The organism is Sphingomonas sp. UYEF23 (assembly GCF_040546165.1).
GTDB classification, from domain to species: Bacteria; Pseudomonadota; Alphaproteobacteria; order Sphingomonadales; family Sphingomonadaceae; genus Sphingomonas; species Sphingomonas glacialis.
In genome coordinates this window covers 229,171-243,603 of the sequence record NZ_JBEPNG010000002.1, presented here as the reverse complement: position 1 = coordinate 243,603, position 14,433 = coordinate 229,171, and the positions used below count along the sequence as shown (strand labels likewise).

Genomic DNA, 14,433 nt, shown 5'->3' with positions numbered 1-14,433 from the left:
GCTTTACGAGGCGGCGCGCCTGTCCTACCGCGCCTTCATGCCCATGGAGCCGATCCCCGACCTTTCCGCTTTGTCGCTCGCCGACATTGCCCGCCTTGCCGAAGAGCAGAAGCTGCCCCCGGTCGAGCGCTGGAACCCGACGCATTGCGGCGACAGCGAAATGCGCATCGCGCGCGACGGGACGTGGTTCCACCAGGGATCGCCGATCGGACGCCAGGCGATGGTGCGGCTGTTCTCGACGATCCTGCGGCGCGAGGCCGATGGCGGCTATGTGCTCGTCACCCCGGTCGAGAAGCTCGACATTGACGTCGAGGACGCGCCGTTCGTCGCGGTCGAGCTGAAAGCATCGGGCGAAGGGCGTGCCGCGATGCTGACCTTCCGGCTCAACACCGGCGACCTCGTCACCGCCGATGCCGATCATCCGCTGCGCTTCGAACCGCGCGACGACGGCCCCCGCCCCTATCTGCGCGTCCGCGGCGAGCTCGACGCGGTCGTGGCGCGGACGGTCTATTACGAACTTGCGCAGCGCGCGATCGATGGCGGAGAGACCCCGCCCGGCGTGTGGAGCGGCGGCGCGTTCTTCGCGCTGGAGCCCGCGGCATGAAGCTCATCGAACGGCTTCGCCAGGCGATGGCGATCGGCCACGCCGACACCGTGCTGCTCACCGGCGACCATGTCGACGTCGAGTCGATCGCGAGCCCGCTCGCCCAGGCCGCGGTGCTGATCCCGGTGACCGATCGTGCTGAGCCCGGCGTGATCTTGACGCTTCGCACCGACACGCTGTCGCGCCATGCCGGACAAGTCGCCTTCCCTGGCGGCCGCGTCGATTCGGGCGATGCCGATGCGATCGCTGCCGCCTTGCGCGAAGCCGAGGAAGAGATTGCGCTGCCGCGTGACCGTGTGACGATCGTCGGCGAGGCCGACCGCTATCGTACCGTCACCGGCTTCGAGGTGACGCCGGTGATCGGCGTCGTTCCGCCCGATCTGGTGTTCACCCCGGCGATCGCCGAAGTGGCCGAAGTGTTCGAAGTCCCGCTCGGCTTCCTGCTCGATTCGGGCAACCACACCGAAGCCAGCGTCGAGTGGCAGGGGCGCAACCGGCATTATTACGAGATCCATTGGGATGGCCACCGCATCTGGGGCGCGACTGCGGCGATGATCGTCAATCTGTCGCGCCGGCTGCGATGGAACGGCTGATCCTTCCCGCCGCCGCGTGGCGGACGCGGGCGGGTCTGCCGGAACTGTGCGACGTGCTCGGTGCTGCGCGCGGCGAGACGCGCTATGTCGGCGGCGCGGTGCGCGACACGCTGCTCGGAATCGACGTCGCCGATGTCGATCTGGCGACGCGCCATACCCCCGAAGACGTGATCGACTTGCTCGCTCGGGCGCGGATCAAGGCGGTTCCGACGGGGCTCGCGCATGGCACGATCACCGCGGTCCTCGCCGATGGCGCGCCGATCGAAGTGACGACGCTGCGCCGCGACACCGCGACCGACGGCCGCCACGCGACGGTCGCCTTCACCGACGATTGGCGCGAGGATGCGGCGCGGCGCGATTTCACGATCAACGCGCTCTACGCCGACCCGGCGAGCGGCGAGATCTTCGACTATTTCGGCGGGCTCGACGATCTCGCGGCGCGGCGCGTGCGCTTCATCGGCGAACCGTTGCAGCGCATCGCCGAGGATCATTTGCGCATCCTGCGCTTCTTCCGCTTCCATGCGCGCTTTGGTGACGCACCCGATGCGGCGGGGCTCGACGCCTGCACGCAGCGCGCCAACGATCTGATGGCGCTGTCGCGCGAACGGATCTCGGCGGAATTCCTCAAACTGCTCGTCGCGCCCAACGCCGTCGCGACGCTTGCGTTGATGATCGCGCGCGGCATCCTGCTGCCGGTGCTGCCCGAGATCGACGATTCTGGGGTAAGCCGCCTCGCCTGTGTCGCAGCGGCCGAGATGCAGGCCGGACTCGCGCCCGATCCGCTCCGCCGCCTCGCGGCAGTGCTGCCACGCGACCCCGTCCTCGGCGAAAACGTCGGTGCACGCCTCAAACTGTCGAACGCGCAGCGCAAGCGGATCGTCTCGGCGCTGACCGATCCGACCGACTCGCCGCATCCGCTCGCCTATCGGCTGGGGCGCGACGGCGCGCTCGACCGCTGGCTGCTGACCGTCGAGGATGCGGCGGATGCGGTGCGCGGCGCACGCGAGATCGTCGCCTTTGAGATCCCGCGCTTTCCGCTGACCGGGGGGGCGCTCGTCCAGCGCGGTGTCAACAAGGGGCCCGACGTCGCGCGCTTGCTCAAGCAGATCGAGGATCGGTGGGTGACAGAAACCTTCCCCGACGCCGCGCGCGCGCACGCGATCGCCGACGAAGCCGTCGCTCAGTGGCGGTCCTCGACCAGCATCGCATAAGCCGCCTCGGCCTCGAGCGGCCGCGCGTAGAGATAGCCCTGGCCGTAAGTGCAGCCCAGCGCCGCCAGCGTCTGCGCGAGTTCGTTGGTCTCGATTCCCTCGGCCGTCGTCTTCATGCCGAGCGCTTGCGCCAGCGACAGGACCGCGCGGACGATCGCGATCTTGTCGCGATCGGCGAGCATCCCGCTGACGAAGCTTCGGTCGATCTTGAGGATGTCGATCGGCAGCTTCTGGAGATAGGCGAGGTTCGAATAGCCCGTCCCGAAATCGTCCATCGCGATCGTCGTGCCGAGTCGCTTCAACGCGTGCATGATCCCGGCGATTCGGTCGGGATCGGTGACCAGTGCACTTTCGGTCAGTTCGAGCGTGAAGCGCGAGCCCTCGAGCCCGTAGGCGCTTAGCGCAGCCTCGACGACGGGGGCGATCGTATCGCGCTGCAGCTGGATCGCCGAGAGATTGACCGCGAGTCGCACGCCGCAATGGCCGCCACAGCGCGCATCCCATTGCGCGAGCGTCGCGGCGGCTTCCTGGATCGCCCAGCGCCCGAGCGGCACGATCAGCCCCGATTCCTCGGCGACCGGGATGAAATCGTTGGGCGAATATTCCACGCCGTTCTCGTCGCGCCAACGCGCGAGCGATTCGAACGCGACGAGCTGCCCAGTCGAAAGGTCGCGAATCGGCTGATAGGTCAGCCGCATCTGCCCGCGCTCGATCGCGCGGCGCAGCGCGGTTTCCATCCCGAACTGTTCGCGCGCAATGTCGAACGCCTGCGTCTGATAGGCTTCGGTCTTGCCCGTCGCCTTCGAGCGCTTGACCGCGAATTGCGCGTGGCGGATCAATTCCTCGCCATCTTCGATCGCGGCCGCGCCGAACGAAATGCCGATGGAGCAGGCGACGCGAATCTCGAAGTCGGAGAGGCGGAACGGCGTCGACAGCGCGCCCTGGATTCGCCGCGCGACGCGCTCGGCATCGCCGACCCCGTCCTCGAGCGTCAGCAGGATGCCGAATTCGTCGCCGCCGGTGCGTGCGAGCACGTCCTGTGCGCGCAAGGCGCCCTTGAGCCGACGCGCGACGGTGATGAGCAGTTCGTCCCCCGCCATCGATCCGAGACAGGCATTGACTCGACTGAAGCGATCGAGATCGATCACCAACACGGCGTAATTCGCACGCTCGGTCGGTTCTTCGAGCAACATTTCGAGCCGATCGCTGAACCCGGCACGGTTGGGCAGCCCGGTCAGACTGTCGGTGAGCATCTCGCGCCGCAGATTGTGTTCGGTGCGCAATTCGGCGGTCTGGTCGACCAAAGCGAGCATGCAGCGCTGCAGTGGGTTGCGTTCGAGCCGTGCGAGCGTTGCCTGGTAATAATGGCAATCGACCTTGTCGCCGAACTCGACCGAGAATTCGGTGCGCAGCGTATCGCCCTCGATGAACGCGACGATCTGCGGCTCGATCTGCGCGATCAGCGAACGCCGCCGGTCGTTCATGCCGAGGCCGGCAATTTCATACGCGCGGTTGGCGATCTGAACCGTCACCCCCGAGTCGCCGAGCGCGACCATCGCCGCGGGGATCGGCAAAAGGTCGATCATCCGAGCCGCCATCGCCACCGATGTCGGGTAAGCCTCCAGCGCCGCCGAGGGCATCGGAGGGGTCGCATGCGTCAGCACGGGATTGGACTTCGGCGCCATAGTCCTGGCGATAGGGTCGATTCGTTAACATCCCTCTTAGTCGAAACGAATTTCCCCGATTTCCGCCAGAAATCCGATGCTTTGCAGACAGATGGGCGCGGTTGTTCGCGCTAGAATCGATTGTCGCGCGGGAACCCGTTGGGCGGCATCCGCCCCGCCGCGCCCCGCGCTGCGCGCCACGGCGCGAGGTCGGTTTCGGTGCGCGTCCGGCCGGTATCGCCCCCCATCGGCCAGCTCAGTCCCTCGGCAAAGACGAAGGTGATCGCATCCGACAAGCCGCCATCGCGGAAGCGCATCAGCTGCACCCCCTGCCCGCGCGACAGCTCGGCAAGCTCGCTCAGCGGGAAGACGAGCAAGCGGCGATTGTCACCGATCGCCGCGACATAATCGTGCGCCGGATCGACGGGGCGGACGAGCTTGAGCTTGGCGCCGAGTCGCGGCGTGACGACAGTCTTGCCCTTGCGCGTCTCGGCGATGATGTCGGCGGTGCGCACGAGGAAGCTGCGCCCGTCGGTCGCCGCGACGAGCAGCTTTTCGGCAAGGCTCGCGCGGAAGATCTCGACGATATCGACATCGCCATCGAGGTCGATCATCAACCGTACCGGCTCGCCGAAACCGCGCCCACCCGGCAGGCGATCGGCCGCGAGCGTGTAGAAGCGGCCATTCTCGGCGGCGATCATGATCTTGTCGGTGGTCTGCGCGGTGAAATCGAACGCCGCGGCGTCGCCGTCCTTGAACTTCACCGCCGCCACGCCCGCGGCATCGAGATGCCCCTTCATCGCGCGGATCCAGCCGCGCTGCGACAGGATCACGGTGATCGGCTCGCGCTCGATCATCGCTTCCAACGGGATGTCGCGTGCAGGGGCGGCCTCGGCGACGGTGGTGCGGCGGCGGCCGAGCTTGGTCTCCGGGCCGTAGCGCTCGCGCAGCTTGCCGAAATCCTTCTTGAGCCGCGTGCGCTGGCGCGCTTCGCTGCCGAGCAGTGCCTCGAGCCCCGAGCGCTCATTCTCGAGCCCGTCGCGCTCCTTGCGCAGCTCCATTTCCTCGAGCCGGCGCAGCGATCGCAACCGCATGTTGAGGATCGCCTCGACCTGCCGGTCGTTGAGTTCGAACTCGGCCATCATCACTGGCTTGGGTTCGTCCTCGGTGCGGATGATCTCGATCACGCGGTCGAGGTTGAGATAGGCGATGATATAGCCGTCGAGCAGCTCGATCCGGTCGCGGATCTTGTCGAGCCGGTGCGCGGTGCGGCGCTGGAGCACGATGAACTGGTGCGTGATCCACGCGAGCAGCGCCTGGCGCAAGCTCATCACGCGCGGCGTGCGGTCGGCGTCGAGCAGATTGAGGTTCATGCTGAAGCGGACCTCGAGGTCCGTCATCTTGAACAGGCTCTCCATCAGCATGTCGGGCTCGACCGAGCGGCTGCGCGGCTCGATCACGACGCGGATTTCCGAATCCGATTCGTCGCGGACGTCGGCGAGGATCGGCAGCTTCTTGTCGTTGATCAGCGCGGCGATCTGCTCGATCAATTTGCCCTTCTGCACGCCGTACGGGATCTCGGTGATGATCGCGTTCCAGCCGCCCCCTTTTTCCTTCTCGATGCTCCAGCGCGCGCGGAGGCGAAAGCCGCCGCGGCCGGTGGCATAGGCCTCGGCGATCGCCGCGGGCGAATCGACGACGAGTCCGCCTGTCGGGAAATCGGGGCCCTGGATATGCTGCAGCATCGCCGCGTCGTCGGCCTCGGGCTGGTCGATCAGCATGATCGCCGCGTCGTACAGCTCGGCGACATTGTGCGGCGGGATGTTGGTCGCCATGCCGACCGCGATCCCCGCCGCGCCATTGGCGAGCAGGTTGGGGAAGGCACCGGGGAAGAGCTCGGGCTCCTGCTCTTCGTTATTGTAGGTCGGCTTGTAGTTGACCGCGTCCTCGTCGAGGCCCGCCATCAGATCCATCGCGACCTGCGTCAGCCGCGCCTCGGTGTAGCGGAAGGCGGCGGCGCCATCGCCGTCGATATTGCCGAAATTGCCCTGACCCTCGACCAAAGGGTAGCGCACCGAGAAATCCTGCGCGAGGCGGACCATCGCGTCGTACACCGACGAATCGCCGTGCGGATGGTATTTGCCGATCACCTCGCCGACGACGCGCGCCGATTTCTTGTACGGCGTGCTCGGGTCCATCCGCAGCTGGCGCATCGCCCATAGCAGGCGGCGGTGCACCGGCTTCATCCCGTCGCGCACATCGGGCAGCGAGCGCGCGGTGATCGTCGAAAGCGCATAGACGAGATAGCGATCGCTCAGCGCGCTATCGAACGGCGCGTCGACGATGGCGTTGAAGGGATCGGTCACATCGGTTGGCATCCTCCGGCGATAGCAGCGCTATTCGCTGGTGGCGAGATGCCAGCGCGGCGTTTACAGGCGAGGCATGCTGCGTCTTCTCCCGCTCGCCCTGATCGCTGTATCGACAGCCTCCATGTCCCAGACCCCGCCCCCCGCTCCCGCCGCACCTGCGCCCGCCGCGCTGCTGACCTGGCCCGATCTGACCAAGCGGCCCCAGCCCGCCCCCGATGCGACGATCGATTATGGCCCCGACGCCTTGCAGAAGGTCGACGTCTGGCTGCCCACCGGCGCTGGCAAGCATCCCGTCGTGGTGATGGTGCATGGCGGCTGCTGGACGACGAGCATCGCCGATCGCCGGCTGATGAACTGGATCGCCGACGATCTGCGGCGCGACGGCATCGCGGTGTGGAACGTCGAATATCGCGGCGTCGATAAGAGCGGCGGCGGCTATCCGGGGACCTTCCTCGATGCGGGCGCGGCGGCTGATGCGCTGCGGACGCATGCGGCGGAGTATCACCTCAATACCAAGCGAATCGTCGTCGTCGGGCATTCGGCGGGCGGGCATCTTGCCTTGTGGCTCGCCGGTCGGTCGCGGATCGCGCCGACGAGTCCGCTCTATACGGCGCACCCGCTGAAGATCGCGCGTGTCGTCAGCCTCGGTGGATTGCCCGATCTCGAGGCGACTGCGGCGAGCCCCGACAATGGCTGCGGCGTCGAGGTGGTCGCGCAGCTCGTCGGCAAGCCCGGTGCGCGGGCGGATGTCTACGCCGACACCTCGGTCCCTCGGCTGCTGCCGCTCGGCGTGCCGCAGGATCTGGTCAACGGGCGCGAGGACAAGATCATCCCGGTGCGACTCGGAACGGACTATGTCGCGGCGGCACAGGCCAAGGGCGACAGGGCGACGCTGCATCTGGTCGAGCGGACGGGGCATGTCGAACTGATCGCGCCAGAGAGCGCGGCTTGGGCGCAAGCGAAGACGCTTATCAAGGCGGGGCTGAAGAAGTGAGCGTGCTGTCCTTTACAATTTCGAGCAACGGCCGCCGCACCGCGCCTCCCTTCCCTGGAAAGGAGGGGAGTCGGTTGCGCTCCGCCTCGCGCAACCCAGTCAAACAAAACTTCTCCACCAAGGCATCCGCATGACCCGCGACGAAGCCCGCGCGCTCGACGCCGCCGATCCCCTCCGCGCCTATCGCGACCGCTTCGCGCTTCCCGCAGGTGTGATCTACCTCGACGGCAACTCGCTCGGCCCGCTCCCCCGCGCCACCGCGCCCGCACTCGCCGACATGGCGGAGCGACAATGGGGCGAGCGGCTGATCCGCAGCTGGAACGAAGGCTGGATCGACGCGCCGCAGCGCATCGGCGGCAAGATCGCCGCGCTGATCGGCGCCGAGCCCGACGAAGTGATCGTCGCCGATTCGACCTCGGTCAACCTGTTCAAGCTGCTCGTCGCCGCACTCCGCCACGCGGCGCCCCGCACGACGATCGTCAGCGAGACGGGCAATTTCCCGACCGACCTCCACATCGCCGAGGGCGCGGCTGGCTGCGTCCCCGGCGCGCGGCTCAACGCGGTCGCCCGCGCAGATATCCGGGCAGCGATCGACGGGGACACCGCGCTGCTGATGCTCACCCACGTCCACTACAAGACCGCCGAGCGCTTCGACATGGCGGCCTGGACCGCCCGCGCGCACGACGCCGGCGCGCTCGCTCTGTGGGACCTCAGCCACAGCGTCGGCGCGATCCCGCTCGACCTGGGCGGCGCGGGCGCCGATCTCGCGATCGGCTGCGGCTACAAATATCTCAATGGCGGCCCCGGCGCGCCGGCCTTCCTGTTCGTCTCGCGCCGGCTGCAGGAGCAGCTCGCCAGCCCGCTGTCGGGCTGGATGGGCCACGCCGCGCCGTTCGCGTTTGGCGATGCCTATGCCCCCGCTCCCGGCATCAAGCGCTGGCTCGCCGGCACCCCCTCGATGCTGGCGATGGCCGGGCTCGAGGCCGGGATCGACCTGTGGCGCGACGTCGACCAGCAGCAGGTCGCCACCAAGAGCGCCGCCTTGTTCGACGCGCTCGCCGCGATCGGGGCAAACCTCGGCCTCGAATGCGTGTCACCCGCCGACCCGAGCGCGCGCGGCAGCCATATCAGCTTCCGCCACCCGCAAGCCTATGCGCTGTGCCAAGCGTTGATCGCGCGCGGCGTGATCGGCGATTTCCGCGATCCCGACATCCTGCGCTTCGGCGTGACGCCGCTGTATCTCGGCTTCGAAGACGTGGTCCGCGCGGGCGCGATACTCGGCGAAATCCTCGGCGACGGCAGCTACGCCGATCCGGCGTTCGCCACGCGCAACGCGGTCACTTGACGCCCGCGCCAAGCTGATTGCACCCCCGGCATGCATCCGGTATAGCCGCTGCTCTTCCCGCCCCGGCCCGCGATCGCGTTGCCGGGGCCGCTTCATTTAAGGGTTTCCGCGCACATGGCACGCCGCCGCCAGATCTACGAAGGCAAGGCCAAGATCCTTTACGAGGGTCCCGAGCCGGGTACGCTGATCCAATATTTCAAGGATGACGCCACCGCTTTCAACGCCCAGAAAAAGGGCACGATCAGCGGCAAGGGCGTGCTCAACAACCGGATTTCCGAGCACATCTTCACGTTGCTCGGGCTGATCGGCGTGCCGACGCACTTCATCCGTCGGCTCAACATGCGCGAGCAGTTGATCCGCCAGGTCGAGATCATCCCGATCGAAGTCGTCGTGCGCAACGTCGCGGCGGGCTCGATCTCGACTCGCCTCGGGATCGAGGAAGGCACGCAGCTGCCGCGCACGATCATCGAATATTATTACAAGGACGATGCGCTCGGCGATCCGATGATCACCGACGAGCATATCGCCGCGTTCGGCTGGGCGGGCCAGGAGGAGATGCACGACATCGCCGACCTCGCGATCCGCATCAACGATTTCCTGTGCGGGCTGTTCGCCGGGATCGGCATCCGTCTCGTCGACTTCAAGCTCGAATTCGGACGCGTGTGGGACAACGACTATCCGCGCATCCTGCTCGCCGACGAGATCAGCCCCGATGGCTGCCGCCTGTGGGACATGACGACCAAAGAAAAGCTCGACAAGGATCGCTTCCGTCGCGATCTCGGCGGTGAAGTCGAGGCCTATCAGGAAGTCGCGCGCCGGCTGGGCCTGCTGACCGAGGAGACCGACGGTGCGGTGCTCGATCTCGAGCAGCATCGTCTGAACAAGGGCAAGTAAGCCCCAATGCAAGCGCTGGCGCGGGCGGCGTGGCCGTTCGCGGCGCTCGCGCTGGCGTATCTGCTGACGGTGTGGCGCGTGGTCGGGCTTCCCGGCTTGCGCGACCCGGCTTTGCTCTATTGGCACGACTGGCAGGACCAGGCGCTGTACGTGCGCTCGGCGAGCGCGCTGGCGGCAGGGAATTTCGATCCCGCCGTCCATTACTACCCGCTGCTCTACCCGCTGCTGGGCATGCCGTTCCTGCAGGCGTGGCCGAGCCAGCCCTTCTTCTTCGTCGATCTCGCCTGCTATCTGCTCGCCTTCGCCGGGTTCAGGAGCGTTGCGCGCGCATTCGGCGTGCCCAGCGCGGGGGCGGCACTGCTGTTCGCCGCGACGACGCTCGCCCAATTCGGCATCGCCAAGCTGTGGATCGAGCCCTGGACGACGACACCCTCGGCGGCCTTGCTGTGGCTCGCGCTCGGCGCGATGGCACAATTGTGGGCGAATCCGCCCACGTCCGCACCCCGGCGAAAGCCCGGGCCCAGTCGCGACGCAGCGGCTAACGAAGCGCTGCCCGAGCCTACGGCCCGCGCGCTCCTGGGCCGCGGCCTTCGCCGGGGTGCAGGAGAAGGGGACAGCCCCACCACCACATCCCGCTGGCCCGCGAGCATCATCGGCATCACGCTCGGGCTGATCCCGTTCGCTCGGCCCGGCGATGCGATCATCGGCGCGATCATCGCGCTCTCGGCGGCGGCAGCGCTCTACCGTGCGCGCGACGGGCGCGCCGCTGGTATCGCGATCGGCAGCTTCGCGATCGCCTTTGCGCTCCTCGCCACGCTCTACATCGCAATCTATGGCGCCGCCCCCAGCCCCTACATGCTCTACTCGGCGCAATACGGCTTCACCTTCGCCTGGCTCGGCTGGAAGGCGTATGTCGTGCTCGTCGACCCGCGCGGCTGGTTCGGCGAGGGGATGGGGTTGCTCGAATATGCGCCGTGGCTGCTGCTCGGCGGCGCGGGGCTGATCGCGGCGTGCCTCGCGACGCCGCCTGCGCGACGGCCCGTGACGCTCACCGTCGCCGCTGCGGGGGTGATCTACGGCGTGCTGATGCTGGCGTATGTCGATCTGCTGCCGACCGGCCTGTGGCGCTTCAACAATCTCCACTATTTCAAATGGGTGTTGCCGCTGTTCGGTATGTTCGCGCTGCGCTTCCTGCTCGACGCGCGCCGCCGCCCGATCCTGCTGGTCGCGCTAGCCCCCGTACTGCTCGCGCTGACGATCCGGCTCGAACCCATTCGCGTCGGACCGAGCGAGCCCGCGCGGATGGTGATCTTCCCCGCCCCCACCGCGGCGGAATGGATCCCGACCTATTTCGCTACCGCCTGGATGGCCGACACGACCGGCGAGCTGCGCAATTCGTTCGACTATCACCAGATCCTGGTGTCCCGCCGAGTCCATGCCGTCGCGCTGCGCCGCGCCTTCACCGGCGACGAACGCTGGCTCGGCGACGCGCATGTCCGCGCCTTGCTCGCAGGGAAAGATGATGGCGGCTTCGCGCCGCTCTATCTGACCGGCCCCTGGCCCAAGCCAGCACTCGCCCGCTACGGCATCGCGACGACGATCGGCCTGCCACACTGGTTCGGCGGCGCGCCTGCCGTACCCAAGGCCGAGTGAGCCGCGCGCGTAAAGCTTGCGACACGGGCCGCGGGTCGCCATAGGCTTGCGCGCTCAACCGTCGTAGCCAGGACAAGCCCCATGAAGCTCCGCATTTTCGTCACGCTGAAGCCCGGCGTGCTCGATCCGCAGGGCCGCGCGATCCACAAGGCGCTCGGCACCCTCGGTTTCGCCGGCGTCAACGATGTCCGCGCGGGCAAGCTGATCGAACTCGACGTCGCCGACGACACCACCGACGAGCGCGTCGACGCGATGTGCCGCGAGCTGCTCGCCAACACCGTCATCGAAAACTATCGGATCGAGCGCGTATGAAGACCGCAGTCCTCGTCTTCCCCGGCTCGAACTGCGACCGCGACATCGCGACCGCGCTCGAGCAGGTCGGCGGCACCGCGCCGACGATGGTGTGGCACGCCGAAACCGAGCTGCCCGACGGCGTCGGCCTGATCGCGATTCCCGGTGGCTTTTCCTATGGCGACTATCTGCGCTCGGGCGCGATCGGCGCGCGGTCGCCAATCATGCGCGCGGTGAGCGACGCGGCGGGGCGCGGCGTGCCCGTGCTCGGCATTTGCAACGGCTTCCAGATCCTGACCGAGGCCGGCCTGCTGCCGGGCGCGCTGATGCGCAATGCCGGGCTCGATTTCGTCTGCCGCGACGTCGCGTTGACGGTCGGCACCAGCCAGAGCGTCTTCACCAGCCGGTACGCCGCGGGCGAGCAGATCGTCTATCCGGTCGCGCATCACGACGGCAATTACTCGGCCGACGAAGAAACGCTCGACCGGCTCGAGGGCGAAGGCCGCGTTGCGTTCCGCTATGCGGGGCCGGTCAACGGCTCGGCGCGGGGCATCGCCGGCGTGCTCAGCCCGGCGGGCAACGTGCTCGGCCTGATGCCGCACCCCGAGCGGCGGATCGAAACCGCGGCGCATGGCGGCGACGACGGCCGGCGGATGTTCGAGGGCCTGTTCGAGGCGGTCGGGGCGTAACAAACCGTCGTCACCCCGGGCTTGTCCCGGGGTCCACCGGGACGCGCGTGCTGCGCACGTTGCGAACGCGGCACGGTGGGCCCCGGCACGAGGCCGGGGTGACGAGTTGAGGCAAAACCGAAGCAGCCGCTACACCCGCGCGCGGAACGGCGAGAAGTCGGTCCCGCGGTCGTATACGTCGACCCCCTCGCCACGCTTGAGGAAGTTCACCACGAGATAGGTGAACGGCGTCAGCAGCACCTCCCACGACACTTTCAACAAGAACTGGCTGACCATCACCGCGAGCATCGCCTCGACCGGCCAATCGGGCGCGCCGTAGAAGGCGAGCGGGTAGAAGATCAGGCTGTCGAACCCCTGCGCCACGACGGTCGAACCGATCGTCCGCGTCCACAGCATCCGGCCCTCGGTCAGGATCTTGAGCTTGGCGAGCACGAAACTGTTGGCGAATTCGCCGACCCAGAAGGCCGTCACCGAGGCGAGGATGATGCGCAAGCCGGTCGCCGCGGCAGGATCGACGAAGATCGAGCGGCCGAAGACATATTCATAGGCCGCCTGCCCGTTCCATGCCGCCGCCGGCGGCAACGCGACGACGATCTGCTCCATCAGCGCGAGGAAGATCAGCGCGCCGAACCCCGCCCACACGCAGCGCCGCGCGCGGGCATAGCCGTACACCTCGGTCAGGATGTCGCCGATCACATAGCTGACCGGGAAGAACAGGATTCCTGCGCCGAACGGCCAGGGCCCGATCCACGGCAAGTCGATCACCGAGCGTTTCCCCGCGCCGACGACGTTCGACAGCAACAGGACGACGACGAAGGCGACCATGACGAAATCGAAATAGCGGAATTCGCGACCGCGCGTCTGCTCCGCGGTGATCGTTTTCAAACCATCCATGTCGTTTCGCTCCCTGATCGACCCAAGCTATGAAGCCGGTTTCGCGCGCACGCAATCCGCGCTAATGGCACAGCCAGTGCGCGCCCGTAGCTCAGTTGGATAGAGCAAGGAGCTTCTACCTCCTCGGTCGGGGGTTCGACTCCCTCCGGGCGCGCCAACGCCTCAGGCGGCCGCGCCGCTCGCCCCTCGATCCATGTCGTACACCCCGCCCGGTTCCGCCGCGACGAAGCGCGATGCCGCGATCCCCGCCGCCGACAGCTCTGCGCCCAGCGCCTCCCGCGGCGCATCGCGCGCTTCGTCGGTCAGCTGGAACGTCCCCCAATGGATGCCGAGCGCCTGCCGCGCTTCGACATCCTCGAAAATTCGCACGGCTTCCGCCGGATCGACATGCTGCTCGGCCATGAACCAGCGTGGTTCGTACGCACCGATCGGGATCAGCGCGACGTCGGGCGCACCGAGCCGCTCCCGGACGCTGCCGAAGATCGCGCCGTCGCCATAGCCTGTGTCGCCGACGAACCACACCGTCCCGACCGGCGTCGTGAGGTAATGCCCCGCCCACAACGCCATCCGCACGTCGGTCGGCCAGCGATTCGCCCAGTGCCGCGCGGGGGTCAGTGTCGTTGCGAAGCCATCGCCGAGCGCGAGGCCGTCCCACCAGTCACCCGCCACGCAGTGCGCGCCCGGAACGCCTGCGCGGACGATCGCGTCGTTGCCGAGCGGCATCGCCATCAGCGGCGCGTGCGCGGCGTGGAGCCGGCGCAGCGTGGCGAGATCGAGATGGTCGTAATGGCAGTGGCTGAGCAGCACGATGTGGATCGGCGGCAGATCTTCGAACGCGATCCCCGGCGCGGTGACTCGCTTGGGGCCGAGGAAGGAGAAGGGGCTCGCGCGCTCCGACCACACCGGGTCGGTCAGGATATTGACCCCGGCCGCCTGGATCAGCAGCGACGCGTGGCCGACCATCGTGACGCGCAAGCCCGCGTGCCGCGCGACTGGTTTGGCCGGCGCGACGGACACCGACACCGGCCAGCGCGCCGCGCCGTTCGCCAGCTTCCAGCGCAGCACCGCACCAAGCCCGGCATCGCTCGATGGCTGGCCGGGGTTGAAGAAGCGCACGCCGTCGAAATGGTCGCTCGGCGGGCCGGAATAATAGCGGTTACGGGGCATGCTATGCGCCTGGATAGGGGTTCAACAGACACGCCTCCCCACCGTCACCCCGGCCTTGTGCCGGG

General features: G+C 67.7%; 13 protein-coding genes and 1 tRNA gene. 10 read left to right on the top strand and 4 right to left on the bottom strand.

Features of this window, described 5'->3' with window-relative positions:
• Nucleotides 1-37 precede the first annotated feature (37 nt).
• From ABIB28_RS04310 to ABIB28_RS04300, 3 genes are read left to right on the top strand one after another with little or no spacing between them, the layout of a single operon-like run.
• On the top strand, nucleotides 38-604 hold the full coding sequence (locus ABIB28_RS04310; protein ID WP_354286629.1) for a DUF1285 domain-containing protein: 567 nt from the start codon (nucleotides 38-40) through the stop codon (nucleotides 602-604).
• Nucleotides 601-1,197 carry a CoA pyrophosphatase gene (locus ABIB28_RS04305; RefSeq protein WP_354286628.1) on the top strand — a complete coding sequence of 199 codons (597 nt, stop codon included), beginning with the start codon at nucleotides 601-603 and terminating at the stop codon, nucleotides 1,195-1,197. The genes ABIB28_RS04310 and ABIB28_RS04305 overlap by 4 nt, the downstream gene beginning before the upstream one ends.
• The gene (locus tag ABIB28_RS04300) at nucleotides 1,185-2,408 is read left to right on the top strand and encodes a CCA tRNA nucleotidyltransferase (protein WP_354286626.1); all 1,224 of its coding nucleotides are present in this window, start codon (nucleotides 1,185-1,187) and stop codon (nucleotides 2,406-2,408) included. Before ABIB28_RS04305 ends, ABIB28_RS04300 begins: the two co-directional genes overlap by 13 nt.
• Here ABIB28_RS04300 and ABIB28_RS04295 read toward each other — a convergent pair.
• The gene (locus ABIB28_RS04295) at nucleotides 2,378-4,093 is read right to left on the bottom strand and encodes a putative bifunctional diguanylate cyclase/phosphodiesterase (protein WP_229839238.1); all 1,716 of its coding nucleotides are present in this window, start codon (nucleotides 4,091-4,093) and stop codon (nucleotides 2,378-2,380) included. The genes ABIB28_RS04300 and ABIB28_RS04295 overlap by 31 nt on opposite strands.
• Nucleotides 4,094-4,203: 110 nt before the next feature.
• The gene (gene parC, locus ABIB28_RS04290; protein WP_354286624.1) at nucleotides 4,204-6,450 is read right to left on the bottom strand and encodes a DNA topoisomerase IV subunit A; all 2,247 of its coding nucleotides are present in this window, start codon (nucleotides 6,448-6,450) and stop codon (nucleotides 4,204-4,206) included.
• Between the two features lie 112 nt (nucleotides 6,451-6,562).
• Here parC and ABIB28_RS04285 point away from each other — a divergent pair, with 112 nt between their 5' ends.
• The 6 genes from ABIB28_RS04285 to purQ all read left to right on the top strand — a co-directional run bounded on the left by ABIB28_RS04285 (nucleotide 6,563) and on the right by purQ (nucleotide 12,307).
• Nucleotides 6,563-7,435, top strand: a complete 873-nt coding sequence (locus ABIB28_RS04285; protein WP_354286622.1) for an alpha/beta hydrolase family protein — start codon at nucleotides 6,563-6,565, stop codon at nucleotides 7,433-7,435.
• A 130-nt stretch (nucleotides 7,436-7,565) separates the two neighbouring features.
• Nucleotides 7,566-8,780, top strand: coding sequence for a kynureninase (kynU, locus tag ABIB28_RS04280; protein ID WP_354286620.1), 1,215 nt, complete (start codon nucleotides 7,566-7,568; stop codon nucleotides 8,778-8,780).
• Between the two features lie 114 nt (nucleotides 8,781-8,894).
• Complete coding sequence (purC, locus tag ABIB28_RS04275) at nucleotides 8,895-9,674, top strand: phosphoribosylaminoimidazolesuccinocarboxamide synthase (protein WP_354286619.1); 780 nt, start codon at nucleotides 8,895-8,897, stop codon at nucleotides 9,672-9,674.
• A 6-nt stretch (nucleotides 9,675-9,680) separates the two neighbouring features.
• Nucleotides 9,681-11,327: a hypothetical protein gene (locus tag ABIB28_RS04270; RefSeq protein WP_354286617.1), complete on the top strand. Its 1,647-nt coding sequence runs from the start codon at nucleotides 9,681-9,683 to the stop codon at nucleotides 11,325-11,327.
• Nucleotides 11,328-11,408: 81 nt separating this feature from the next.
• Nucleotides 11,409-11,639 (top strand): phosphoribosylformylglycinamidine synthase subunit PurS, encoded by a 231-nt coding sequence (gene purS / locus ABIB28_RS04265; protein ID WP_354286615.1) that lies wholly within the window; start codon nucleotides 11,409-11,411, stop codon nucleotides 11,637-11,639.
• Complete coding sequence (gene purQ / locus ABIB28_RS04260) at nucleotides 11,636-12,307, top strand: phosphoribosylformylglycinamidine synthase subunit PurQ (protein WP_354286613.1); 672 nt, start codon at nucleotides 11,636-11,638, stop codon at nucleotides 12,305-12,307. Before purS ends, purQ begins: the two co-directional genes overlap by 4 nt.
• A 129-nt stretch (nucleotides 12,308-12,436) precedes the next feature.
• On the opposite strand, the gene ABIB28_RS04255 is transcribed toward purQ, so the two are convergent.
• A complete protein-coding gene (locus ABIB28_RS04255; protein WP_133189857.1) occupies nucleotides 12,437-13,201 on the bottom strand; it encodes a queuosine precursor transporter in 765 nt (254 codons plus the stop codon).
• An 80-nt stretch (nucleotides 13,202-13,281) separates the two neighbouring features.
• Here ABIB28_RS04255 and ABIB28_RS04250 point away from each other — a divergent pair.
• Nucleotides 13,282-13,358 (top strand) — tRNA-Arg (locus ABIB28_RS04250).
• A gap of 5 nt (nucleotides 13,359-13,363) precedes the next feature.
• On the opposite strand, the gene ABIB28_RS04245 is transcribed toward ABIB28_RS04250, so the two are convergent.
• On the bottom strand, nucleotides 13,364-14,368 hold the full coding sequence (locus ABIB28_RS04245) for an MBL fold metallo-hydrolase (RefSeq protein WP_354286611.1): 1,005 nt from the start codon (nucleotides 14,366-14,368) through the stop codon (nucleotides 13,364-13,366).
• Nucleotides 14,369-14,433 lie beyond the last annotated feature (65 nt).